Source organism: Sinorhizobium sp. CCBAU 05631, assembly GCF_002288505.1.
In the GTDB taxonomy this organism is placed as follows: domain Bacteria; phylum Pseudomonadota; class Alphaproteobacteria; order Rhizobiales; family Rhizobiaceae; genus Sinorhizobium; species Sinorhizobium fredii_C.
Window position 1 is genome coordinate 786,090 of the sequence record NZ_CP023063.1, and the last position, 19,771, is coordinate 805,860.

Genomic DNA, 19,771 nt, shown 5'->3' on the forward strand with positions numbered 1-19,771 from the left:
GCGCTCCGGCAGGCGTTATATTTTCTCCCGATGTACTAAGGAAGCAAAGCCTTGAGGGGCCACAGCACAACCCCATTGATTAACCGCCGAACGCCGCTAAGTTAATGTAAGTTCTGATGGATAGGAGCCTCAAGAGGCTGGCCTGACGACATCCCGGTTGCAGCCCCGTGCTTTTGCACGGCGCCAGCCCGCCGGAGGCCGTGAGGCTTGCCCGAGCCGGTTCTCGCTGCTTCCGGACTCAATCGGCGCCGTCCCGGCGCGCACACCTTCCGGAGGCCAACCGAACCGCCCGCTCCATGCGGAAGAACGGATATGCCCGTATAGGTCTGGCGCTGAGGTTGGAAATGAATGCAGCATTGTTGAAGTTGCTTCGCCGTCTTGTCCAGAAGGGAACTCTGACGGTCATTTTTTCATCGGGAAAGAAAGTTGTTCTTGGGGATGGCACGGGGAAGCCCGCGGCCATGCATATAACGGACGCTGAGGCGGAAAAGGCCATATTGTACGACCCCGGCCTAAAATTCGGCGAAATGTACATGGACGGCCGTGTTGTCATCGAAGAGGGCGATATCTTCGACGTCCTGTCGATCATCAAGAGCAACGGTGTGGAAAAAGCGGCGACCTTCCTCAATTCCATCGTCGCCCTCGGGCACGTATTTCGTCAGCAGCTAAAAAGCCGGCTGCCGGTCAACCGCAACCGCTACAATGTCGCCCATCACTACGATCTCGACGGCAAGCTATTCAACCTCTTCCTCGACGAGGACTGGCAATATTCCTGCGCCTATTTCCATCCGCCGGGCATTTCGCTCGACGAGGCGCAGCGCGCGAAGAAGCGCCATATAGCCGCGAAGCTGCTGCTCGAACCGGGCCAGCGGGTGCTGGAGGTCGGTTCCGGCTGGGGCGGCTTGGCTATGTACCTCGCCGAAGCGACGGGCGTCGAAGTCACCGGCATCACGCTCAGCGAGGAGCAACTGAAGGTCTCGCGCGAACGCGCCGCCAGACGCGGGCTGTCCGATCGCGTGCGGTTCGAATTGCAGGACTACCGTACCCTGCAGGGGCGGCAATTCGACCGGATCGTCTCCGTCGGCATGTTCGAACATGTGGGCATCGGCAACTACGGCAATTTCTTCCGCAAGATGAAGGAATTGCTGAAATCCGACGGCGTCATGCTGCTTCATTCGATCGGCCAGGTCTACAAGCCCTGGGCGACCAATCCCTGGATCGAAAAGTATATCTTCCCCGGCGGCTACATCCCGGCGCTTTCCGAGGTCCTGCCGCCGGTCGAGAGCACGCGCCTGCTTGTCAAGGACATCGAGATCCTGCCGCTGCACTATGCCTGGACGCTCCGCGCCTGGCGCGAGCGCTTCGTTGCGCGGCGCGAGGAAGCGGTGAAGCTCTATGACGAGCACTTCTTCCGGATGTGGGAGTTCTATCTCGCCGCCTCCGAAACCGCCTTCCTCTACGACAAGCACTTCATCTTCCAGCTTCAGCTCTCGCCGTCGCTGGGGGCCGTGCCGGTCTCGCGCGATTACATCGAAGCGACGGAGCGCGAATTGCTGGAGTTCGAGAAAACCCGCTCGCGGCTGGAGCTCGTCGCGGTGTAGCGGGGCGCGCGGTGTTTTTCTGCCCCTCATCCGGCCTGCCGGCCACCTTCTCCCCGCAGGCGGGGAGAAGGGACGCGCGGCGCCGTCGTAGACTTCCCTGTCCCCGCGGGCGGGGAGAGGGGTAGTCCTCGGGTTAAACACGAGGAGGGGGCATTCCGCTTCGCCTGCTGGATGTTCGGCGCTGCCATCTTCTGTGGAGTGCGAACGAGCGCTCAACCGCCCTCACTTGGCCTTCATGGTCTGCGTCAGTATGGTCCGGCTTGGAAACAGCAGACGGAACGCAGACATGACCGCAAAACCCATCGCCGCCATCATCGCAAGCGAGATCAAGGCGACTGCCGCCCAGGTTGGCGCCGCCGTCGAACTCCTCGATGCCGGGGCGACGGTGCCCTTCATCGCCCGCTACCGCAAGGAGGTCACCGGCGGTCTCGACGACACCCAATTGCGCACGCTCGCGGAACGGCTCACCTATCTGCGGGAGCTCGAAGCGCGCCGGTCGTCCATTCTCGAGTCGATCCGTGGCCAGGGCAAGCTCACCGACGAGCTGGAAGGCAAGATCGCCGCCGCCGTAACCAAAGCGGAACTCGAAGACATCTACCTGCCCTACAAGCCGAAACGGCGGACCAAGGCGGAGATTGCCCGGGAGCGCGGCCTCGGGCCGCTCGCCGAGGCGATCCTTGCCGATCGCTCGATCGCGCCGGCCGACCGGGCGGGGGTCTTCCTTTCCGCCGAAGTGCCGGACGTGAAGGCGGCGCTCGACGGGGCCCGCGACATTATCGTCGAAGGCATGACCGAGAACGCCGACCTGCTGGGCCGCTTGCGCAATCACATGCGCGAGGCGGCGTTCCTGCGGGCGAAGGTCGTCCAGGGCAAGCAGGAGGCGGGGGCGAAGTTCTCCGATTATTTCGATCACTCGGAACGCTGGGCAACGGCACCCGGCCACCGCGCGCTGGCGATGCTGCGCGGCTGGAACGAAGAAGTCCTTTCGGTCGACATCGTCGTCGACCAGGAGGCCGCATCTCCGCAAAAGCCGGTCGAGCGCATGATCGCTGCCGCCTATGAGGTCGGCGGGCACCTGCCCGGGGACAAATGGCTGCTGGAGGTGATCGGCTGGACCTGGCGCGTCAAGCTGTCTCTTTCTCTGTCGCTGGACCTCATGCGCGAACTGCGCGAACGCGCCGAGGAGGAAGCGATCCGCGTCTTCGCGCGCAACCTCAAGGACCTGTTGCTTGCGGCACCGGCCGGCTCGCGGCCGACCATGGGTCTCGATCCCGGCATCCGGACCGGCGTCAAGGTCGCGGTCGTCGATGGCACCGGCAAGCTGCTCGATACGACGACAGTCTACCCGTTCCCTCCGAAGAACGACATTCGCGGCACGCAGGACGAACTCGCGGCGCTCGTCCGCAAGCACAAGGTCGAACTGATTGCCATCGGCAACGGCACCGGCAGCCGCGAAACGGAGAAGCTCGTCGCCGATATGCTCGCCCAGATGCCGGCGCCGAAGCCCACCAAGGTGATCGTTTCCGAGGCGGGCGCCTCCGTCTATTCCGCTTCGGAGACGGCGGCGGCGGAATTTCCCAACCTTGACGTTTCGCTGCGCGGGGCCGTGTCGATCGCCCGCCGGCTGCAGGACCCGCTCGCCGAACTGGTCAAGATCGAACCGAAATCGATCGGCGTTGGCCAGTATCAGCACGACGTCGACCAGTCGCACCTCAGCCGTTCTTTGGACGCCGTCGTCGAGGATGCGGTGAACGCCGTCGGTGTCGATCTCAACACCGCATCGGCACCCTTGCTGGCGCGCGTTTCCGGCCTGGGCAAGTCGTCGGCCGAAGCGATCGTGGCGCATCGCGATGCGTTGGGCGCCTTCGCAAATCGGCAGCAACTCCTCAAGGTGCCGCGTCTCGGTGCCCGCACCTTCGAGCAATGCGCCGGCTTCCTGCGGATTACCAACGGTTCCGAGCCGCTCGACGCCTCGGCCGTGCACCCGGAGGCCTATGGCGTGGCCAAGAAGATCGTCGCTGCCTGCGGCCGGGACGTGCGCTCGCTGATGGGTGACAGTGCGGCGCTGAAGAAACTCGATCCGCGCAGCTTCGTCGACGAACGATTCGGTCTGCCGACGGTGAAGGACATTCTGTCCGAACTGGAGAAGCCGGGCCGCGATCCGCGCCCGAGCTTCAAGACGGCGACCTTCGCCGAGGGGGTCGACGACATCACGGATTTGAAGGTCGGCATGCAGCTCGAAGGGACGGTGACCAATGTCGCGGCCTTCGGCGCCTTCGTCGACATCGGCGTGCACCAGGACGGGCTCGTCCACGTCTCGCAGCTTGCCGATCGCTTCGTCAAGGACCCGCATGAGGTGGTGAAGGCCGGCGACGTGGTGCGGGTTCGCGTCACTGAAATCGATGTGGCGCGCAAACGCATCGGGCTCAGCATGCGCAAGGACGGCGGCGCCGAAACCGGACGGGAGGCGAAGGGGCCGTCATCGAGCGCCATCAACCGCAATTCGGCTGCGCGGCCGCAGAAATCGCAGGTACCTGCTCAGGGCGCCTTCGGCGCGGCGCTGATGGAGGCGATGAAGAAAAAATAGCCCTGCGTGGAACGGCGCGGCATCAAGGATCGTTACGTGCTCATCGGCGGTGACGCGATGTTCTTCGTGGCTGATGCCGACCATAGGAATGCCGGACTTCGGCGGAACAGGTCAGCGGAAAAACCCTCTTCCGCCGGGAATTCCGGCGAAGGAGGTGCATCGTGGCATGCAATGCAACCCGCGTCTTTCCGCAAGCCGTCCTCTTGGCGGCGGCGTTAACCGTATATCCCCAGACAGCAGGCGCGCAGGGCGTCGTGAATTGCGCCGAACGCGCGCAGGTGATTGAGTTCCTCGCCAAGCAATATTCCGAGAAGCAGGCCGCATTCGGAATGGTCAATCAGCAGGCAGTAATGGAACTCTACGCCGCCGACAACGGCACGTGGACCCTGGTCATAACCGACGTGTCAGGCCGAAGCTGCGTGATCTTGGCCGGCAAGAGCTGGGAGACGATTATTCCCGTTGGCCCGAAGGCCTAGGAGCCAGATAACTTTCAGCGGCCGACCTTGTTTCCGCCATCCGTGATGGCGCGCGCGCCAACGCGCGAAATCCCAATCCCGAACCACCTTTTCAGAACCGGACCGCAAGAGCGGGAGCAGCAGATGCATATCTTTCTCCCGCCCCCGTTTCAGTCTCTTCGCCGATCAGTCCGGCCGGCCGACGCTGGCATAGGTGAAGCCGTGCCGGGCGATCTCGTCCTTGCGGTAGATGTTGCGCAGATCGACGAGCAGCGGCGTGCTCATCGTCCGTTTCAGCCGCTTGAAGTCAAGCGCCCGGAACTCGTTCCACTCGGTGACGATCACTAGGGCATCCGCTTCCGCCGCCGCATCATAGGGGTCGCTCGCATAGTCCAGACCCTCGATGACCTTGCGCGCGTTGTCCATACCCTCCGGATCGTAACCCGTGACCTGGGCGCCCGCATCCTGCAGCGTCTGGACGATGGCGATCGCCGGGCTGTCGCGCATGTCGTCGGTGTTCGGCTTGAAGGTGAGGCCGAGCACGGCGATCTTGCGGCCGCGCACGTCGCCGCCGACCGCAGTGATCACCTTGCGTCCCATGGCCCGCTTGCGGTTGTCGTTGATCGCGACGGTGGTTTCGACCAGCCGTACCGGACTGTCGTGGTCCTGTGCGGTCTTGACGAGCGCCAGGGTGTCCTTGGGGAAGCACGAGCCGCCGTAGCCGGGGCCGGCGTGCAGGAACTTGGCGCCGATCCGTCCGTCGAGCCCGATGCCGCGGGCGACGTCCTGGACATTGGCGCCCACCTTTTCGCAAAGGTCGGCCATCTCGTTGATGAAGGTGATCTTCATCGCCAGGAAGGCGTTGCCGGCATATTTGATCAGTTCCGAGGTGCGGCGCGAGGTGAAGACCAGCGGTGCCTGGTTCAGATACAGCGGGCGATAGACTTCGGTCATCACGTCGCGGGCGCGCTGGTCGTCATCCGCAAGGCCGATGACGATTCGGTCGGGCCGCTTGAAATCATCGATCGCCGCGCCCTCACGCAGGAACTCCGGATTGGACACGACGGCAAAGTCCGCCTCCGGATTGGTTTCGCGGATAATGCGTTCGACTTCGTCGCCGGTGCCGACGGGGACGGTCGACTTGGTGACGACGACGGTAAAGCCATTGAGATTGGCAGCGATCTCGCGTGCGGCGGCATGGACATAGGAGAGGTCCGCGTGGCCGTCGCCGCGGCGCGACGGCGTGCCGACGGCGATGAAGATGACGTCGCTGCCGGAAACGGCGGGCGCGAGGTCGGTGGTGAAGTGCAGGCGCCCTGCAGCGACGTTGCTGGCGACCAGATGGTCGAGCCCCGGCTCGAAGATCGGGATCTCGCCCTTCTTAAGCGCCGCGATCTTGCTCTCGTCCTTGTCGAGGCAGACGACGTCGTGGCCGAAATCCGCGAAACAAACGCCGGAAACGAGGCCGACATAGCCGGCGCCAATCATCGTAATCTTCATCCGCTCTTCCTTTGTTGTTGAGTCCTTATCGAGCCTTGGGAGCTACGCATCCATTGATAGGCAAATAGGACCGTTTTTCGACCTGCAAATGACAGGGGCGTTTTCCAAGGCGACGAATCGCTCGGTTGTCCTCAGGCGTGGGCCGCTGCAGGGCGATAATATTGCTCATACCACTCGACGAAACGAGCGACGCCTTCCTCGACGTCGATGGTCGGCTTGAAGCCGGTCAGCGCCTCGAGCAGATCCGGTGAGGCGTAGGTCCGCGGCACGTCGCCCATCTGCATCGGCAGCATGTTGCGCATAGCCGGCCTGCCGACGGCCTTCTCGACAGTCTCGACGAAGGTCATCAGCTCCACCGGCTGGCCGCCGCCGACATTGACGACGCGAAACGGCGCCTGTCGGGAAAGCGTGTCCTGCGCCAGTTCCGGGCCGACCCGATTGGCTTCGCAGGGCGCCACGTGGGAAAGCCGCAGGATGCCTTCGACCAGGTCGTCGATATAGGTGAAGTCACGGCTCATCCGGCCCTCTCCATAGATATCGATCGGCCGGCCGTTAAGGATGGCATCGACGAATTTGAAGAGCGCCATATCGGGCCTGCCCCAGGGACCATAGACGGTGAAGAACCGGAAGGCGGTGGTCGGCACCTTATAGAGATGGGCGTAGCTGTGAGCCATCACCTCCATCGATTTCTTCGTCGCCGCATAGAGCGTCATCGGCTCGTCGGTCCGATCGGCCTCGGCAAAGGGTATCTTCTCATTGGCGCCATAGATCGACGAGGTCGATGCCAGCATCAAATGCTTCGGGCCGATCGCCCTGGCAAGCTCGAGCACGTTCCAGGACCCGAGAAGGTTGGCGTCCACATAGGCCTTCGGATTTTCAAGGCTGTAGCGGACGCCCGCCTGCGCGGCCAAATGGATGATGACCTCCGGTTCCGCAAGCTCTGCGGCGCGGTCGAGCGCGGAGCGGTCCTCGAGCATCGCGGTTACGGCCTTGAAGCCGTTGGAGCGCTCCAGGATGGCGTGACGGCGCTCCTTGAGCGTCACGTCGTAATAGGGCGTCATGCCGTCGAAGCCGACAACGAAATGCCCATCGTCGATCAGCCGCTTGGCGACATGAAAGCCGATGAAGCCCGCGGTGCCGGTAATGAGGTAACGCACGGAAATGCCCCCGGTCTTCTTGAACTCGATCGTTCATACGAAGAAAGCCGGGCAATGGAAAGACGAAACCGTCACTCCGGCTCACCGTCGAGTTGCTGCTGCAGGGCCGTGAGCACGGACATCGCATGGCCGGAATACTGGCTGATCCAGCGGTCGTGAATGGCTCGGATTGGCAGGGCATTCAAATGGTTCCATCGTTCCCGCCCTTCGCGCCTGGTCAGAACGAGATTTGCCTCCTCCAGCACTTTCAGGTGCTGCATCACGGTGCAGCGGTCGAGATCGGAAAATCGCTCGCACAGCATGCCTGTCGTGCGGGGCGCCTCCTTCAGCGCATCGAGAATCTGACGGCGCCGGCCATTGGCCAGGGCCTTGAAAACCGCGTCGTCCTTCGAATCAATTGACATGTTATATTTTTATAACATATTATGCCCGAAGACAATCGAGAGGAGGTCGTCATGGCTTTCGAATTTCGTGTGAACGGGCGCATTGCCCGTCCCGTCGAGGAGGTCTTCGACGCGGTCGTCAATCCCGACAAGCTCAGCCGCTATTTCGTGACGCTCGGCGGCGTCAGCGGTCCGCTGGTCGCCGGCGTCACGGTGACCTGGTGGGGTGAAGTCCCGGTCGAGGTGGAGGTGGTCGCGCCCCATGAACGGATCGTCTTCCGCTGGGGCGCAATGGTTGCGAAGGAAGAGTCCCCATACCAGACGCGAGTCGAAATGCGATTCCAGCCGCTCGAGGACGGAGCCACCATGGTGACCATTGCCGAAAGCGGCTGGCGCGAAAACCAGCAGGGGCAGAAGAGCTCGTATCTTAACTGCGAGGGATGGTCGCAGATGCTCGCCTGCATGAAGGCCTGGGTCGAGTACGGCATCAACCTCCGAGAGGGCTATTATGTCAGCGAGCTCTCCGGCAAGCCGGCGCTCGAGCCGCAGGTGTAGGGGATCGCGTGATGTCAGTGGAGATGAAGGGCGGCATCAACATCGCTATGAAGGTGCCGAGTCATGAATACGAGGCCGTGCTGGCCTTCTACCGGGACGTCGTCGGTCTGCCGCCATTCGACGAGAAACTGCCGGCCAAGGGCTTCATACTCGGGCCGAATCGGCTTTGGATCGACGAGATGCCGCATTTGAGCCAGGCTGAAGTCTGGCTGGAACTGTTCACCGACGATCACGTAGCGGCCTTGAGCCATCTCGTCGCGAACGGCGCGGTGCGCTGCGATGCGGTCGAGGATCTGGGCGAGGCCTTTCGCGGCGGCTGGGTGATGAACCCGGCCAATATTGTCCATCTCGTGCGCGAGCCGGACGCCTGGTAGCGTCTCAGAATGCCAGCGGTGCCTCTTCGGCGGGCGTCTGCATGGGAGGAGCATCGACCGGCGGCATGGCCGGTTCCATCGGCGACTGCGCCTGGATCACCACCACTCGGGTGCCTTCCTGCACGCGGTTATAGAGATCGATGATGTCCGGGTTGAACATCCGGATACAGCCGCTCGAAACGGCGTTGCCGATCGACCAGGCCTCGGTCGTGCCGTGAATCCGGAACAGCGTGTCCTTGCCATCCTGATAGAGATAGAGCGCCCGTGGCCCAAGCGGATTGGTCGGGCCCGGATCCATGCCGTCGGCAAGCGGGCCATAGCGTTCCGGCTCGCGGGCGACCATGTCCGAGGTCGGTATCCAGCGGGGCCATTGGGCCTTGCGGCCGATGCGCGCCTCGCCGGCAAATTCCAGCCCCGCCTTGCCGACGCCGATCCCGTAGCGCAGCGCCATGCCGCCGCCCTGCACGAGATAGAGGTATCGGTCCGGCGTGTCGATGACGATCGTGCCCGGCGGCTCGTGGGTGACGTAGGGCACCTGCTGCCGCAGGAAGCGCGGATCGACCTTGCTTATGTCGGTGGCAGGCAAGGGGAACGCCTCGTCCGGCTGCGGTCCGTACATCGCCGTGAAATAGGGATCCGGTCCCCGCGGCCGGGGCGGCTGCGCGGTACTCGTCGCACAGCCCGCCAGCGCGGCCAGAACAAGGAGGAGCGTGAGAGGCTGGACGAGGCGGGAAACACACATACTCCAAACACTCCTGGTGGTTGTCCGTGGGGACGGCAGCCGCTTCGTACAGGAAGGCTGGCCGCGATTCGGCTGGACAATGATAGAATTGTAGTGCGGCGAACAGGTCCCGGAAAGGGCGACGGTCGCTGGTCTGGGTGGCCCAGGGGCGCGGCCCGATTTACGCGCCATCTTCGCTTGATCCGCTTTCCGCAGCGGGTGTATGCCTTTTCCATGCAATGGAGCGATCAGGCCATCATTCTCGGCATCCGGCGGCACGGCGAAAGCTCGGTCATCGCCGAGGCCATGACGTCCGCGCATGGGCGGCATCTTGGGCTCGTGCGCTCCGGCCGCTCGCGAACGATGCAGCCGGTGCTGCAGCCGGGCAATTCGGTGGAAGTCACCTGGCGAGCCAGGCTCGACGAACATCTCGGCGAGTTCCGCATCGAGCCGCTCGAACTGCGCGCCGCCAGACTGATGGAGGCGGCGACCTCGGTCTACGGCATCCAGGCGCTTGGCGCCCTGCTGCGGCTGCTGCCGGAGCGCGATCCGCATCCCCATCTTTACGAGGCGCTCGCCGTGATCGTCGACCACCTCGAGGACCCGGCCGACGCCGGCGAATTGTTCGTGCGCTTTGAACTGGCGGTCCTGAACGATCTCGGCTTCGGCCTCGATCTTTCCGAATGTGCTGCGACCGGCGGCCGGGCCGAACTTGTCTACGTGTCGCCGAAAACGGGTCGCGCCGTTAGCCGTGCGGCCGGCGCACCCTATGCGGAGCGCATGCTTGCGCTTCCGGATTTCCTCTCGGGAGGGGACAGCGCGGCCGATTACGACAGCCTCGCCGCGGCCTTTCGCCTGACGGCCTATTTCCTCAATCGCCACGTCTATGAACCGCGCGGCGTCGACGTTTCCTCGGCGCGAGACGGTTTCGTCCATGCGACACTGAAGGCGCTGAAGCCGGTCCCGCCCCCGGCAGCATGAGATGCGAAACAGGTGCCGCACGTTCAATGCGGCACCCGAACCGGCAATTCGGCCATAGAGCGCGTCGCTTTGGACGGAGCCGTGCAACGCGCTTCAGGTCTTTCTCTATGCATGTCGTTGTCCCGAAACCGCTGAGCACTTTCGGGCGGCATGCATCAGGCGATCTTGCCGCCGCCCTGCTTGGTCACGGCGACCACTGCCGGGCGCACCGGCATGTCGTCGCGGAAGTCGGGCCAGCGCGTTGCCGGCTTCTCGTAAGTGGCAAGGCCGGCATCGCCGGGGTGCTGAACGGCGAGGAAGAAGGTGTCGCTCGTCGGGTTGAAGCTTGGGCCGCACATTTCCGCGCCGACCGGAACCCGGAAGAACAGCTTCGATGTGCCGCGTCCTTCGCCTTCGGTTTCGATCGCCCAGACGCCATCGGTGCGGCCCGTCTCTTTCTCGTTATTGCCGTCGGTCGATACCCACAGGCGGCCGTCCGAGTCGATCGCGCAATTGTCCGGCATGCCGAACCAGCCGTTCTTCGTCGTCGCCGTCGTGAAGGAAGCACCGACTTCCGCAACGCTCGGGTCGCCGCATTTCAGCAGGATGTCCCATTTGGATTTCGTCGAAGCGAAATCGCCATCCGTTTCGGAGATCTCGACAATGTGGCCGAAGGCGTTCTTGGCGCGCGGATTGGCAGCGTCCGCCTCTTCCTCCTTGCGCTTGGTGTTGTTAGTCAGCATGACATAGACCTTGCCGGTCTTCGCGTTGGGCTGGATGTCTTCCGGCCGGTCCATCTTGGTGGCGCCGAGCGCATCGGCGGCAAGCCGGGTGTTGATCAGGACGTCGGCCTGCGAGGCAAAGCCGTTCTCGGTCGTCAGCGGGCCCTCGCCATGGATGATCGGCATCCAGGTGACCGTGCCGTCCTCGTCGAATTTCGCCACGTAGAGCGTGCCTTCGTCGAAGAGGTCCATGTTGGCGGCGCGGTCGTTCGGATTGTAGGTGCCCTTCGTCACGAACTTGTAGACATAGTCGTAACGCTCGTCGTCGCCGCTATAGAGAACGACGCGGCCATCCTTGTTGACGATCGATTCGCAGCCCTCATGCTTGAAACGGCCGACGGCGGTGCGCTTCTTCGGCACCGAGGTCGGGTCGAGCGGATCGACCTCGACGACCCAGCCGAAGCGGTTGGCCTCGTTCGGATCCTTCGATACGTCGAAGCGCTCGTAGAACTTCGACCACTCATATTGGCTGCCGGGCGCGCCGAGACGCTTCAGCTGCTTGAATTCCGGATGATCCTCGGCGAGCTCGCCGCCGAAATAGCCGTTGAAGTTTTCCTCGGCCATCATGTAGGTGCCCCAGGCGGTGACGCCGCCGGCGCAATTGTTGATGGTCCCGAAGACTTTCCTGCCGGTCGGGTCGGCTACGGTCTTGACGCGGTCATGGCCGGCCACCGGACCGGAGAGCTGCATTTCGGTATTTGCCGTGATGCGGCGGTTGTACTTGCCGTCGAGAACCGGCTGCCACTTGCCGTCAACCTTGCGGATCTCGACGACCGTGCCGCCATGGGCGGCCATTTCGATGTCGACCAGTTCCTTGGTGTATTCGCCGAGAACGACCTTGTCCTCCTCCTTGCCGTCCTCCGTCACCTTTTCGACGCGGGCGAAGTTCGGGAACATGATCTCGGCGTTGGTGTATTCATGGTTGACGACCAGCAGGCCATGGTCTGGGCTCCCGTCCAGCGGGATGAAGCCAACATAGTCGTTGTTGTAGCCGAACTGGCGGCCCTGCGCTTCGGCGGTCTGCTTGAGCGGATCGAATTCGGGGCCGTCAGCGAAGATCTTGTCGCCCCAACGCAACAGGATGTCGGCGTCGTAGCCTTCAGCGACGTGATGCTTCTCGTCGACGCCGGCCTCGATCTCCTTGAAGTCGAAGCGGGACGCGCTCTCGGCGTGAGCTTCATCGGCCGAAAGCAGCGCAAGCGGGCTGACCGTCGTCGAAATGGCGGCAACCGCAAGGGATCCGCCAAGGAACGACCGACGCGAGAAGCGACGGTTGATGATGTCGCCCATGGTCGGGTTAGTGGAACAGTTCTGGCCGATATCTTCCAGCTCCTCCCTCTGTTCCGTCAGCGTCTTGAATTCGGTTTCTTCCGTCGAGCCGAGATGCTTGTCCATGGTCATTCTCCCCATTTGAACGATTGAAGCGCCGCCTGTGGTCGGCGTCCATCCTCGCTCTACCAGCTAGCTCGTGACAGTTCTGCGACAATACCGTGAAGAACCATGAAGAGTTTGCGGCTCTTCTGCCGCTGGAGACAGTTGGACCTGCGGCACAATCCTGCGGTTGCAAGAAGGAGAAAGTTCAAGCGGCATGTCTGCGCTGGCATTCCGGGCTAACTTGTGCGAATCGTTCACGAGTCGTCGTGGTGCCGGGGGGGCCCATGCTTGAGTTTATCGCCCTTGTTGCCTTTGTCTTGGCGCTTGCCGCTTTCCTCGGCGGCCGCAGGACTGCGGACCGGCTGGACGCCGAAATCGAAAGTCTGAAGGCTGAGATCGCCCGGCTCGCGACGCAGGCCCCTGAAGAGGTCGTGCCCGATCCTGCGGCATCTGCGCCAACAGAGGCCGAGGCAGCGACTGTGCCAGAGGTCGGCGAAGAGGCGGTGCAGGGGCCGTGGTCGCAGGCGCGCGAGGGGGCGCAGATTTTCGGCAGTGCCCCGGCGGGCGCCGAGACGGGCAGCGAGTCTCCCGTTGTAGCGACTGCCGAACCCGCAGCCGCGCGGTCTGCGGAGAGCCTCGAGAGCCGTATCGGCGGACGCTGGCCTGTCTGGGTCGGCGGACTTGCGCTGGCGCTCGGCGGCTTTTTCCTGGTGCAGTACTCGATCGAGGCCGGGCTTTTGAGCCCGGCGGTCCGGCTCACGCTCGCTGCGGTCTTCGGCCTTGTGCTCGGGGCCGCCGGTGAAGTGATCCGGCGCCGGGCGGTGCCGACGATTTCCGACCGGTTCCGCAATGCGATGATTCCCGGCGTGCTGACCGCAGCCGGCGCCGTTACGCTGTTCGGCGTCGTCTATGCGGCGCATGGCATCTACGGCTACATCGGGACGGCGCCGGCGTTCGCGCTGCTGGCGCTGATTTCGCTGGCGACCGTCGGCATGTCGCTGCTGCATGGCCAGGCGCTTGCCGGTCTTGGTCTGCTTGCGTCGTTGCTGACCCCTCTCTTCGTCTCCAGCGGCGAGCCGCGGCCGTGGGTGCTGTTCGCGTTTCTCTCGGTCGCCTGGCTCGCGACGCTTGCCGCCTCGCGCCTGCGCCGCTGGACGATCGTGCCGACGCTCGCAAATGCCGGCCTCGGCCTTTGGGGACTGGCCTATATCGCGTTGGCCGCGCCTTTCGAGGCCCCGCCGGTCGCCGCCGCGCTCTTGGTGATGGTCGTCGGCGTCGGTTTGATCTGGCCCGGCGGCGTCGAGCGCGCGAGCGGTGCAACGGCGGAAACAATCGCATCGCCAGCCGCGGCTCGGGGCCCTTGGGAGACGCTCTTCACGCCGCCCCATGCGGCGATCTCGCTGTCGGCGGCAATCGTGGCGGCGCTCCTTGCGCTTCTCTTTATCAGCCCGGCGGTCGAGGCGGCGCGATTCCCGATCGCCGAATTCGTCGTCGTCACCGCGGGTCTCGCCGGCATCGGCGCCCTGCGGGCCACTGCGGCCTATCCGGCGTTGCTCGCGTCTCTTGCTGCCGTCGTCGGGACGTGGACGCTGACCGCACTCAGCGGCGTCCTTGCCTATCTCGACCCGACATTGGCGTCGCCGGAGATCGTCGTTCCGGGGCGGGCTGCCATGCTGACGGCGATGGTGCTCGCGGCGCTCTTCCTGCTGCTCGCCTCGGCGGTGCTTTCGCGCCTCGCGGAGCATCGGCAATTTGCCATTCTTTGGGCCGGCATCGCTGCCGTCGTGCCCGGCACTCTCATCGGAATGTCGTTCCTTATGACCGGCAATTTCGCATTCGACCTGCCGCATGGGCTTTCCGCCTTTGCGGGCGGCCTGTTCCTCCTCGGCCTCGTCGAATGGCTCTCCCGCCGCAACGCCGAGGGACGCGAACTCGATCTCGCAATCGGGCTGCTCGCCTTGGGTTCCCTCGGACTCTTCGTCATCGGCCTGCATGCGTGGACGGACGGGCTGGTGACGACGCTTGCAATCGCGTTCCTCGGCGCCGGCTACACCTTTGCGACGCGTCTCCGCACCTGGCCGGTCCTGCCCTGGGTGACCGTTGCCGCCGCCATCGTCGTACTGGCGCGGATCGCCTGGGAGCCGACCATCGTCGGCCCCGGCAGCCTTGGAACGACGCCGGTCTTCAATGCACTCCTGCCGGGCTACGGCATTCCGGCACTGCTGCTCGTCGGCTGCGCCTATTTCCTGCGCGCTTCCGCGGATTTGCGCCTGCGCAACCTTTTGCAGGCGCTCGCGAGTCTCTTCGTGCTGCTGACGCTCGCGATCCTGGTGCGCCATGCGATGAATGGCGGCGTTCTCGACAGCTCCGTTCCGAGCCTTGGCGAGCAGGCGATCTACACGCTGCTTGCGATCGGCGCTTCCGGCATCTTCATGACGCTCGACGGCAGATCGCCAAGCCCGGTGTTCCGCTACGGCGGGATGGTACTCGGCGTGCTCTCGATGCTGTCGGTGCTCTCGGCGCATCTCGTCGGGCTTAACCCCTATTTCAGTGGCGAGCTGCTCGGCAGAATCCCGTTCTTCGACCTCCTCTTCATCGGCTATCTGCTGCCCGCTATCGGCTATGCCGGCCTTGCCTGGTATGCCCGCGACCGGCGTCCGCAGCCCTATGTGGTGGCGCTTGCCGTCAGCGGCGCCGTGCTTGCCTTCGCCTGGGCCACCTTGAGCGTGCGCCGCTTCTGGCAGGGCGAAAGCGTGGCCGACTGGAAAGGCTTCCTGCAGGGAGAGACCTACACCTATTCGGTGGTCTGGCTGGTGCTTGGCGTTCTGCTGCTCGTTGTCGGCTCACGCTTCAACACGAAGAGCATCCGCATCGCCTCGGCCGTGCTGGTCTTCATTGCCGTGCTCAAGGTCTTTCTCGTCGACATGTCGAATCTCGAGGGCTTCCTGCGGGCACTCTCCTTCATCGGCCTCGGCGGCGTGCTGATCGGCATCGGGCTCTTCTACCAAAGGATACTTTCCAGCAGCGGCAACGGTGCGGCTGATCCCCCGGCCGCAGTTTCGACTGCGACCGACAATATGGGCGAGGGGGCAAGCAGGGCATGACGCGCCTCGCCGCCTTGGCTGCCGCCTTCGCGCCGCACGAGGAGCTTGCCGGCGAGCTCCTGCCGCATGCCTTCTCCAGCGACGATGGGTCCCACGACGCCGCGCACCTCATCCGCGTCTGGAAGAATGCGGCCCGCATACAGGCGGAGGAGGGCGGCGACAGCCGGCAACTCGCGGCCGCCGTCCTGCTGCACGATTGCGTCGCCGTCGAGAAGAACTCACCTTTGCGGGCTGGCGCATCGCGGCTCGCCGCCGAAAAGGCATGGCAAATTCTCGACGGCCTCGGCTGGCGCACGCTGGAAATCTCGGCCGTTGCCCATGCCATTCTGACCCACAGCTTCTCGGCCGATATCGCGCCCGAGACGCTCGAGGCGAAAATCCTGCAGGATGCCGATCGGCTTGACGCGATCGGCATGGTCGGCGCCGCCCGCTGCTTCTACATCGCCGGCCGCATGGGAAGCGGCCTCTACGATCCACTCGATCCCCTCGCAGAGGACAGACCGCTCGACGATAAGGCCTTTGCAATCGACCATTTCGAGACGAAACTCTTCCGCCTCGCAGACGGTTTCCAGACTTCGGCGGGGCGTCGCTTTGCCCTGGAGCGGCAAAGCCGGCTTCGCAGCGTGCTTGCCATGCTGCTCGATGAAATTTAGACCGATTTTCAGTAAGTTGCGGCCGCGCGATGAATCAGCTCGCGAACCGCCTGAATCGATCTCTGAACTTGGAAAGACGCGATGAAAGTCACCGGTCTCAATATCCATCCCCTGAAAAGCGGTCGCGCCGTGCCGCAGACGGCGGTGACGGTCAATCTCGACGGGCTGGCGGGCGACCGACGGTTCATGCTGGTCGAGCCCGATGGCCATTTCATCACCCAACGCGAATTGCAGGTGCTTGCCCAGGTCGACGCGACGCATATCGAAGGCGGCTTGCACCTGAAGATGAACGGCAACCAACTGTCCGTGCGCTTCGATCCGGATAGCCGGCTCGATGTCCGCGTCTGGTCGAGCGACGTGAATGCAGCCGTTGCCGGTGATGACGTGAACGAAACGCTGTCGGCCTGGTTCGGCCGACCGGTGAAGCTCGTGCATATGGACGAAGAGGCCGAACGCTTCGTCGGCGCCGAATGGGCCGGCACTGCCGGGCCGGTCGGCTTTGCCGACGGCTTTCCGGTGCTGATCACCACGACCGGGTCGCTCGCAGACCTCAATCGCACGCTCGTCGAGAAGGGGCAGGAGCCGGTCGGCATGGAGCGCTTTCGCACGAACATCCTCATCGATTGCGACGATCCCTGGGCCGAGGACCTGTGGGAGACCCTGGAGATAGCCGGCATTGCTTTCGATCTCGTCAAGCCTTGCGCTCGATGCATCGTGACCACCCAGGACCAGACGACCGGCGAACGCATCGGCGGCAACCCGATTCAAGGGCTGGCGGAAAAGCGCATGTCCGCTGACCGCCGGGTGCCGGGGGTGCTCTTCGGCTGGAATGCCGTGCCAAGGGGCGAGGGAACTATCAGGATCGGCGACGAGGCGAGCATCGTGCGACGGCGTACGGAGCGCTGGCCGATGAAACTTCGCGGCACCGGTTGAGCTGAAGCCAGGCGGTCCGCTATCAATTCCTGTGATTGTCCCGTCAATTAATTTGGCTTTGCGCGGATTGGGGAGCGACATAGGATGGCCCCTCAAAAAATCGGAGCTTTCCATGTCTGCTGCCACCCCAGCCGCTACGCGTTCAACCGACCACCTGCCTTGGCTGATCATTGCCGCCGGCTCCATCATCGCGATGCTGACCTTCGGTCCGCGCTCGGCCATGGGCTTCTTCCAACTGCCGATGCTCGCCGACACCGGCTGGGACCGGACGACCTTCGGTCTCGCCATGGCGATCCAGAACCTCTGCTGGGGTCTCGGCCAGCCGTTTTTCGGGGCGCTGGCCGACAAGTTCGGCACCTGGCGCATGCTGGCGCTCTCGGGACTGCTCTATTCCAGCGGCCTTTTCATCATGGCCTTCGCCAGCGCGCCGATCTGGCTGCATGTCGGCGGCGGCGTGCTGGTCGGTCTCGGCGTCGCTTCCGGTTCCTTCGGTATCGTGCTGTCGGCCTTTGCGCGCAACGTCGCGCCCCATCATCGTTCCTTCGTCTTCGGCATCGGCACGGCGGCGGGTTCGGCCGGCATGTTTCTCTTCGCGCCGCTGAGCCAGGGGCTGATCTCCGCCTATGGCTGGTCCGACAGTCTCGTCTATCTCGGCTTCCTGATGCTGCTGGTACCGCTCTTCGCCATTCCGTTGCGCGGCAATGCCTCGTCCGGGCGACACGCCGAAGCGCTTTCCAAACAGACCGTCGGCGAGGCCTTGAAGGAAGCCTTCGGGCACAGGAGCTACCTGCTGCTCGTCTCCGGCTTCTTCGTCTGCGGCTATCAGGTCGCCTTCATCACCGCGCATTTCCCGGCCTATCTCGGCGACATCGGCATCGATGCGCGCTATGCGGTGATCGCCCTCGCTTTGATCGGTTTCTTCAATATCATCGGTTCGCTGTCGGCCGGTTTCATCAGCCAGCGCTATTCGAAGCCCTACTTCCTGGTGTGGATCTACCTTGGGCGCTCCGTCGCCGTTGCGGCCTTCCTGCTTTTGCCTCAGTCACCGACATCGGTCGTCATCTTCTCGGTAGTCATGGGCCTGCTGTGGCTGTCGACGGTCCCGCCGACCAACGCGCTCGTGGCGATCATGTTCGGCACGCGCCACCTTGGCCTTTTAGGCGGCGTGGTCTTCCTCTCGCACCAGATCGGCTCATTCCTCGGCGTCTGGATGGGCGGCTATCTCTACGACCGCTTCGGGTCCTATGATCCGGTCTGGTGGCTTGGTGTCGCACTCGGCGTCTTCGCGGCCATCGTTCATTGGCCGATCGAGGAGAGGGGCGTCGCCCGTCCAGCCATGGCTTGAATATGAATGTCGCGCCCGAGATGTCTCGGGCGCGACATTCATGCCTTGAAATCTGTCACAAAACTTTCTAAATCAGTCGCCGCGGCTCAGCCGCTTTTGTTTTGACCCAATTATGCTCAGATTGAGCATAATTGGCAGGCCGGAAAACGGCGAGAGAGGAGAGCCCGATGACCAGTCTTGACCTTCGCACGAATGCGTCTGCTGCGCCGGCGTTCGTGAGCGCTGCGGCACGCTACGGCGTCATCGACAAGCCGGACCTCGCCTTCACGCCGGCGATCGCCCGCGAGACCGAGCCTCTCTACGCGAAGGTCAAGGATTTCATCCCTGCATTCGAGTGGGCCGCCTATGCGCCCTACGTGCATGCGATCAACCGGCTAAAGAAGGAGCGCAACGCCGTCATCCTGGCGCACAACTACCAGACGCCGGACATCTTCCACTGCGTTGCCGACATTGTCGGCGATTCGCTGCAGCTCGCCCGCGACGCCACCAAGGTCGATGCAGAAATCATCGTCCAGTGCGGCGTCCACTTCATGGCCGAGACGTCGAAGCTGCTCAATCCGGAAAAGACCGTGCTGATTCCCGACGCCAAAGCCGGCTGCTCCTTGTCCGAATCGATCACCGGCGCCGATGTGCGCCTGCTTAAGCAGCGCTATCCCGGCGTACCGGTCGTCACCTATGTCAACACGTCCGCCGATGTGAAGGCGGAGACCGATATCTGCTGCACCTCGTCCAACGTGCTCGCCGTTGTCGAAAGCCTCGAGTCCGACACGGTGCTCTGCATTCCGGACGAATATCTGGCGATGAACGTCGCCCGCCAGACCAACAAGAAGATCCTGACCTGGAAGGGCCATTGCGAGGTCCACGAGCGCTTCACGGCGGCCGAGCTACTCGCCTACAAGGAGGCCAATCCGGGCATCGAGATCATCGGCCATCCGGAGTGCCATCCGGACGTGATCGAAGTCTGCGACTTCTCCGGCTCCACCTCCGGCATGATCAACTATGTCAAGGACAAGCGGCCGCAGCGCGTGCTGCTCGTCACCGAATGCTCGATGGCGTCCAACATCCAGGCGGAAGTCGAAGGCGTCGATTTCGTCAAGCCGTGCAACCTCTGTCCGCACATGAAGCGTATCACGCTGCCGAAGATCCTCGACAGCCTGCTCAACATGACGGAAGAGGTTCTGGTCGATCCGGCGATCGCCGGTCGCGCGCGCCTTGCAGTCGAGCGCATGGTGAACCTCAAGCAGTAATCGCGCCCGGGCACCCGTGCAGGCCGTTGGAGGAGTTACC

General features: G+C 63.6%; 16 protein-coding genes. 11 read left to right on the top strand and 5 right to left on the bottom strand.

The annotated features are described in order from the left end of the window. The first annotated feature begins 344 nt into the window (after window positions 1–344). From SS05631_RS03770 to SS05631_RS03780, 3 genes are all read left to right on the top strand, one after another. On the top strand, window positions 345–1,601 hold the full coding sequence (locus SS05631_RS03770; RefSeq protein ID WP_037413699.1) for a cyclopropane-fatty-acyl-phospholipid synthase family protein: 1,257 nt from the start codon (window positions 345–347) through the stop codon (window positions 1,599–1,601). A gap of 286 nt (window positions 1,602–1,887) precedes the next feature. Further along, window positions 1,888–4,188 carry a Tex family protein gene (locus SS05631_RS03775; RefSeq protein WP_037413701.1) on the top strand — a complete coding sequence of 767 codons (2,301 nt, stop codon included), beginning with the start codon at window positions 1,888–1,890 and terminating at the stop codon, window positions 4,186–4,188. Between the two features lie 161 nt (window positions 4,189–4,349). Beyond that, complete coding sequence (locus SS05631_RS03780) at window positions 4,350–4,664, top strand: hypothetical protein (RefSeq protein WP_037413703.1); 315 nt, start codon at window positions 4,350–4,352, stop codon at window positions 4,662–4,664. Between the two features lie 165 nt (window positions 4,665–4,829). Here the strand turns inward: SS05631_RS03780 and rkpK are convergent, their stop codons facing one another. The 3 genes from rkpK to SS05631_RS03795 form a co-directional block, all read right to left on the bottom strand. After that, on the bottom strand, window positions 4,830–6,143 hold the full coding sequence (rkpK, locus tag SS05631_RS03785) for a UDP-glucose 6-dehydrogenase (protein WP_037413704.1): 1,314 nt from the start codon (window positions 6,141–6,143) through the stop codon (window positions 4,830–4,832). A gap of 131 nt (window positions 6,144–6,274) precedes the next feature. Then, window positions 6,275–7,300, bottom strand: a complete 1,026-nt coding sequence (locus SS05631_RS03790; RefSeq protein ID WP_037413706.1) for an NAD-dependent epimerase — start codon at window positions 7,298–7,300, stop codon at window positions 6,275–6,277. 71 nt (window positions 7,301–7,371) lie between these two features. Beyond that, a complete protein-coding gene (locus SS05631_RS03795; RefSeq protein WP_037413707.1) occupies window positions 7,372–7,704 on the bottom strand; it encodes a metalloregulator ArsR/SmtB family transcription factor in 333 nt (110 codons plus the stop codon). A gap of 51 nt (window positions 7,705–7,755) precedes the next feature. Here SS05631_RS03795 and SS05631_RS03800 point away from each other — a divergent pair, with 51 nt between their 5' ends. Both SS05631_RS03800 and SS05631_RS03805 read left to right on the top strand, forming a co-directional pair. Next, window positions 7,756–8,238, top strand: coding sequence for an SRPBCC domain-containing protein (locus SS05631_RS03800; RefSeq protein ID WP_037413711.1), 483 nt, complete (start codon window positions 7,756–7,758; stop codon window positions 8,236–8,238). A gap of 11 nt (window positions 8,239–8,249) precedes the next feature. Next, window positions 8,250–8,612, top strand: a complete 363-nt coding sequence (locus SS05631_RS03805; protein WP_037413715.1) for a glyoxalase/bleomycin resistance/dioxygenase family protein — start codon at window positions 8,250–8,252, stop codon at window positions 8,610–8,612. A 4-nt stretch (window positions 8,613–8,616) separates the two neighbouring features. Here the strand turns inward: SS05631_RS03805 and SS05631_RS03810 are convergent, their stop codons facing one another. After that, on the bottom strand, window positions 8,617–9,354 hold the full coding sequence (locus SS05631_RS03810; protein ID WP_037413720.1) for a L,D-transpeptidase: 738 nt from the start codon (window positions 9,352–9,354) through the stop codon (window positions 8,617–8,619). Between the two features lie 213 nt (window positions 9,355–9,567). On the opposite strand from SS05631_RS03810, the gene recO reads away from it, so the two are divergent. Beyond that, window positions 9,568–10,314, top strand: coding sequence for a DNA repair protein RecO (recO, locus tag SS05631_RS03815; protein ID WP_172900165.1), 747 nt, complete (start codon window positions 9,568–9,570; stop codon window positions 10,312–10,314). A 155-nt stretch (window positions 10,315–10,469) separates the two neighbouring features. Here the strand turns inward: recO and SS05631_RS03820 are convergent, their stop codons facing one another. After that, window positions 10,470–12,470: a PhoX family phosphatase gene (locus SS05631_RS03820; protein WP_037413724.1), complete on the bottom strand. Its 2,001-nt coding sequence runs from the start codon at window positions 12,468–12,470 to the stop codon at window positions 10,470–10,472. Between the two features lie 263 nt (window positions 12,471–12,733). Between SS05631_RS03820 and SS05631_RS03825 the strand changes: the two genes are divergently transcribed. The 5 genes from SS05631_RS03825 to nadA all read left to right on the top strand — a co-directional run bounded on the left by SS05631_RS03825 (window position 12,734) and on the right by nadA (window position 19,731). Continuing rightward, on the top strand, window positions 12,734–15,553 hold the full coding sequence (locus SS05631_RS03825) for a DUF2339 domain-containing protein (protein WP_037413726.1): 2,820 nt from the start codon (window positions 12,734–12,736) through the stop codon (window positions 15,551–15,553). After that, on the top strand, window positions 15,550–16,206 hold the full coding sequence (locus SS05631_RS03830; protein ID WP_037413728.1) for an HD domain-containing protein: 657 nt from the start codon (window positions 15,550–15,552) through the stop codon (window positions 16,204–16,206). Before SS05631_RS03825 ends, SS05631_RS03830 begins: the two co-directional genes overlap by 4 nt. 81 nt (window positions 16,207–16,287) lie before the next feature. Continuing rightward, window positions 16,288–17,139, top strand: coding sequence for an MOSC domain-containing protein (locus tag SS05631_RS03835; RefSeq protein WP_037413730.1), 852 nt, complete (start codon window positions 16,288–16,290; stop codon window positions 17,137–17,139). 112 nt (window positions 17,140–17,251) lie between these two features. Next, window positions 17,252–18,484 (top strand): MFS transporter, encoded by a 1,233-nt coding sequence (locus SS05631_RS03840; protein WP_037413732.1) that lies wholly within the window; start codon window positions 17,252–17,254, stop codon window positions 18,482–18,484. 167 nt (window positions 18,485–18,651) lie between these two features. Then, the gene (gene nadA, locus SS05631_RS03845) at window positions 18,652–19,731 is read left to right on the top strand and encodes a quinolinate synthase NadA (protein WP_037413735.1); all 1,080 of its coding nucleotides are present in this window, start codon (window positions 18,652–18,654) and stop codon (window positions 19,729–19,731) included. Window positions 19,732–19,771 lie beyond the last annotated feature (40 nt).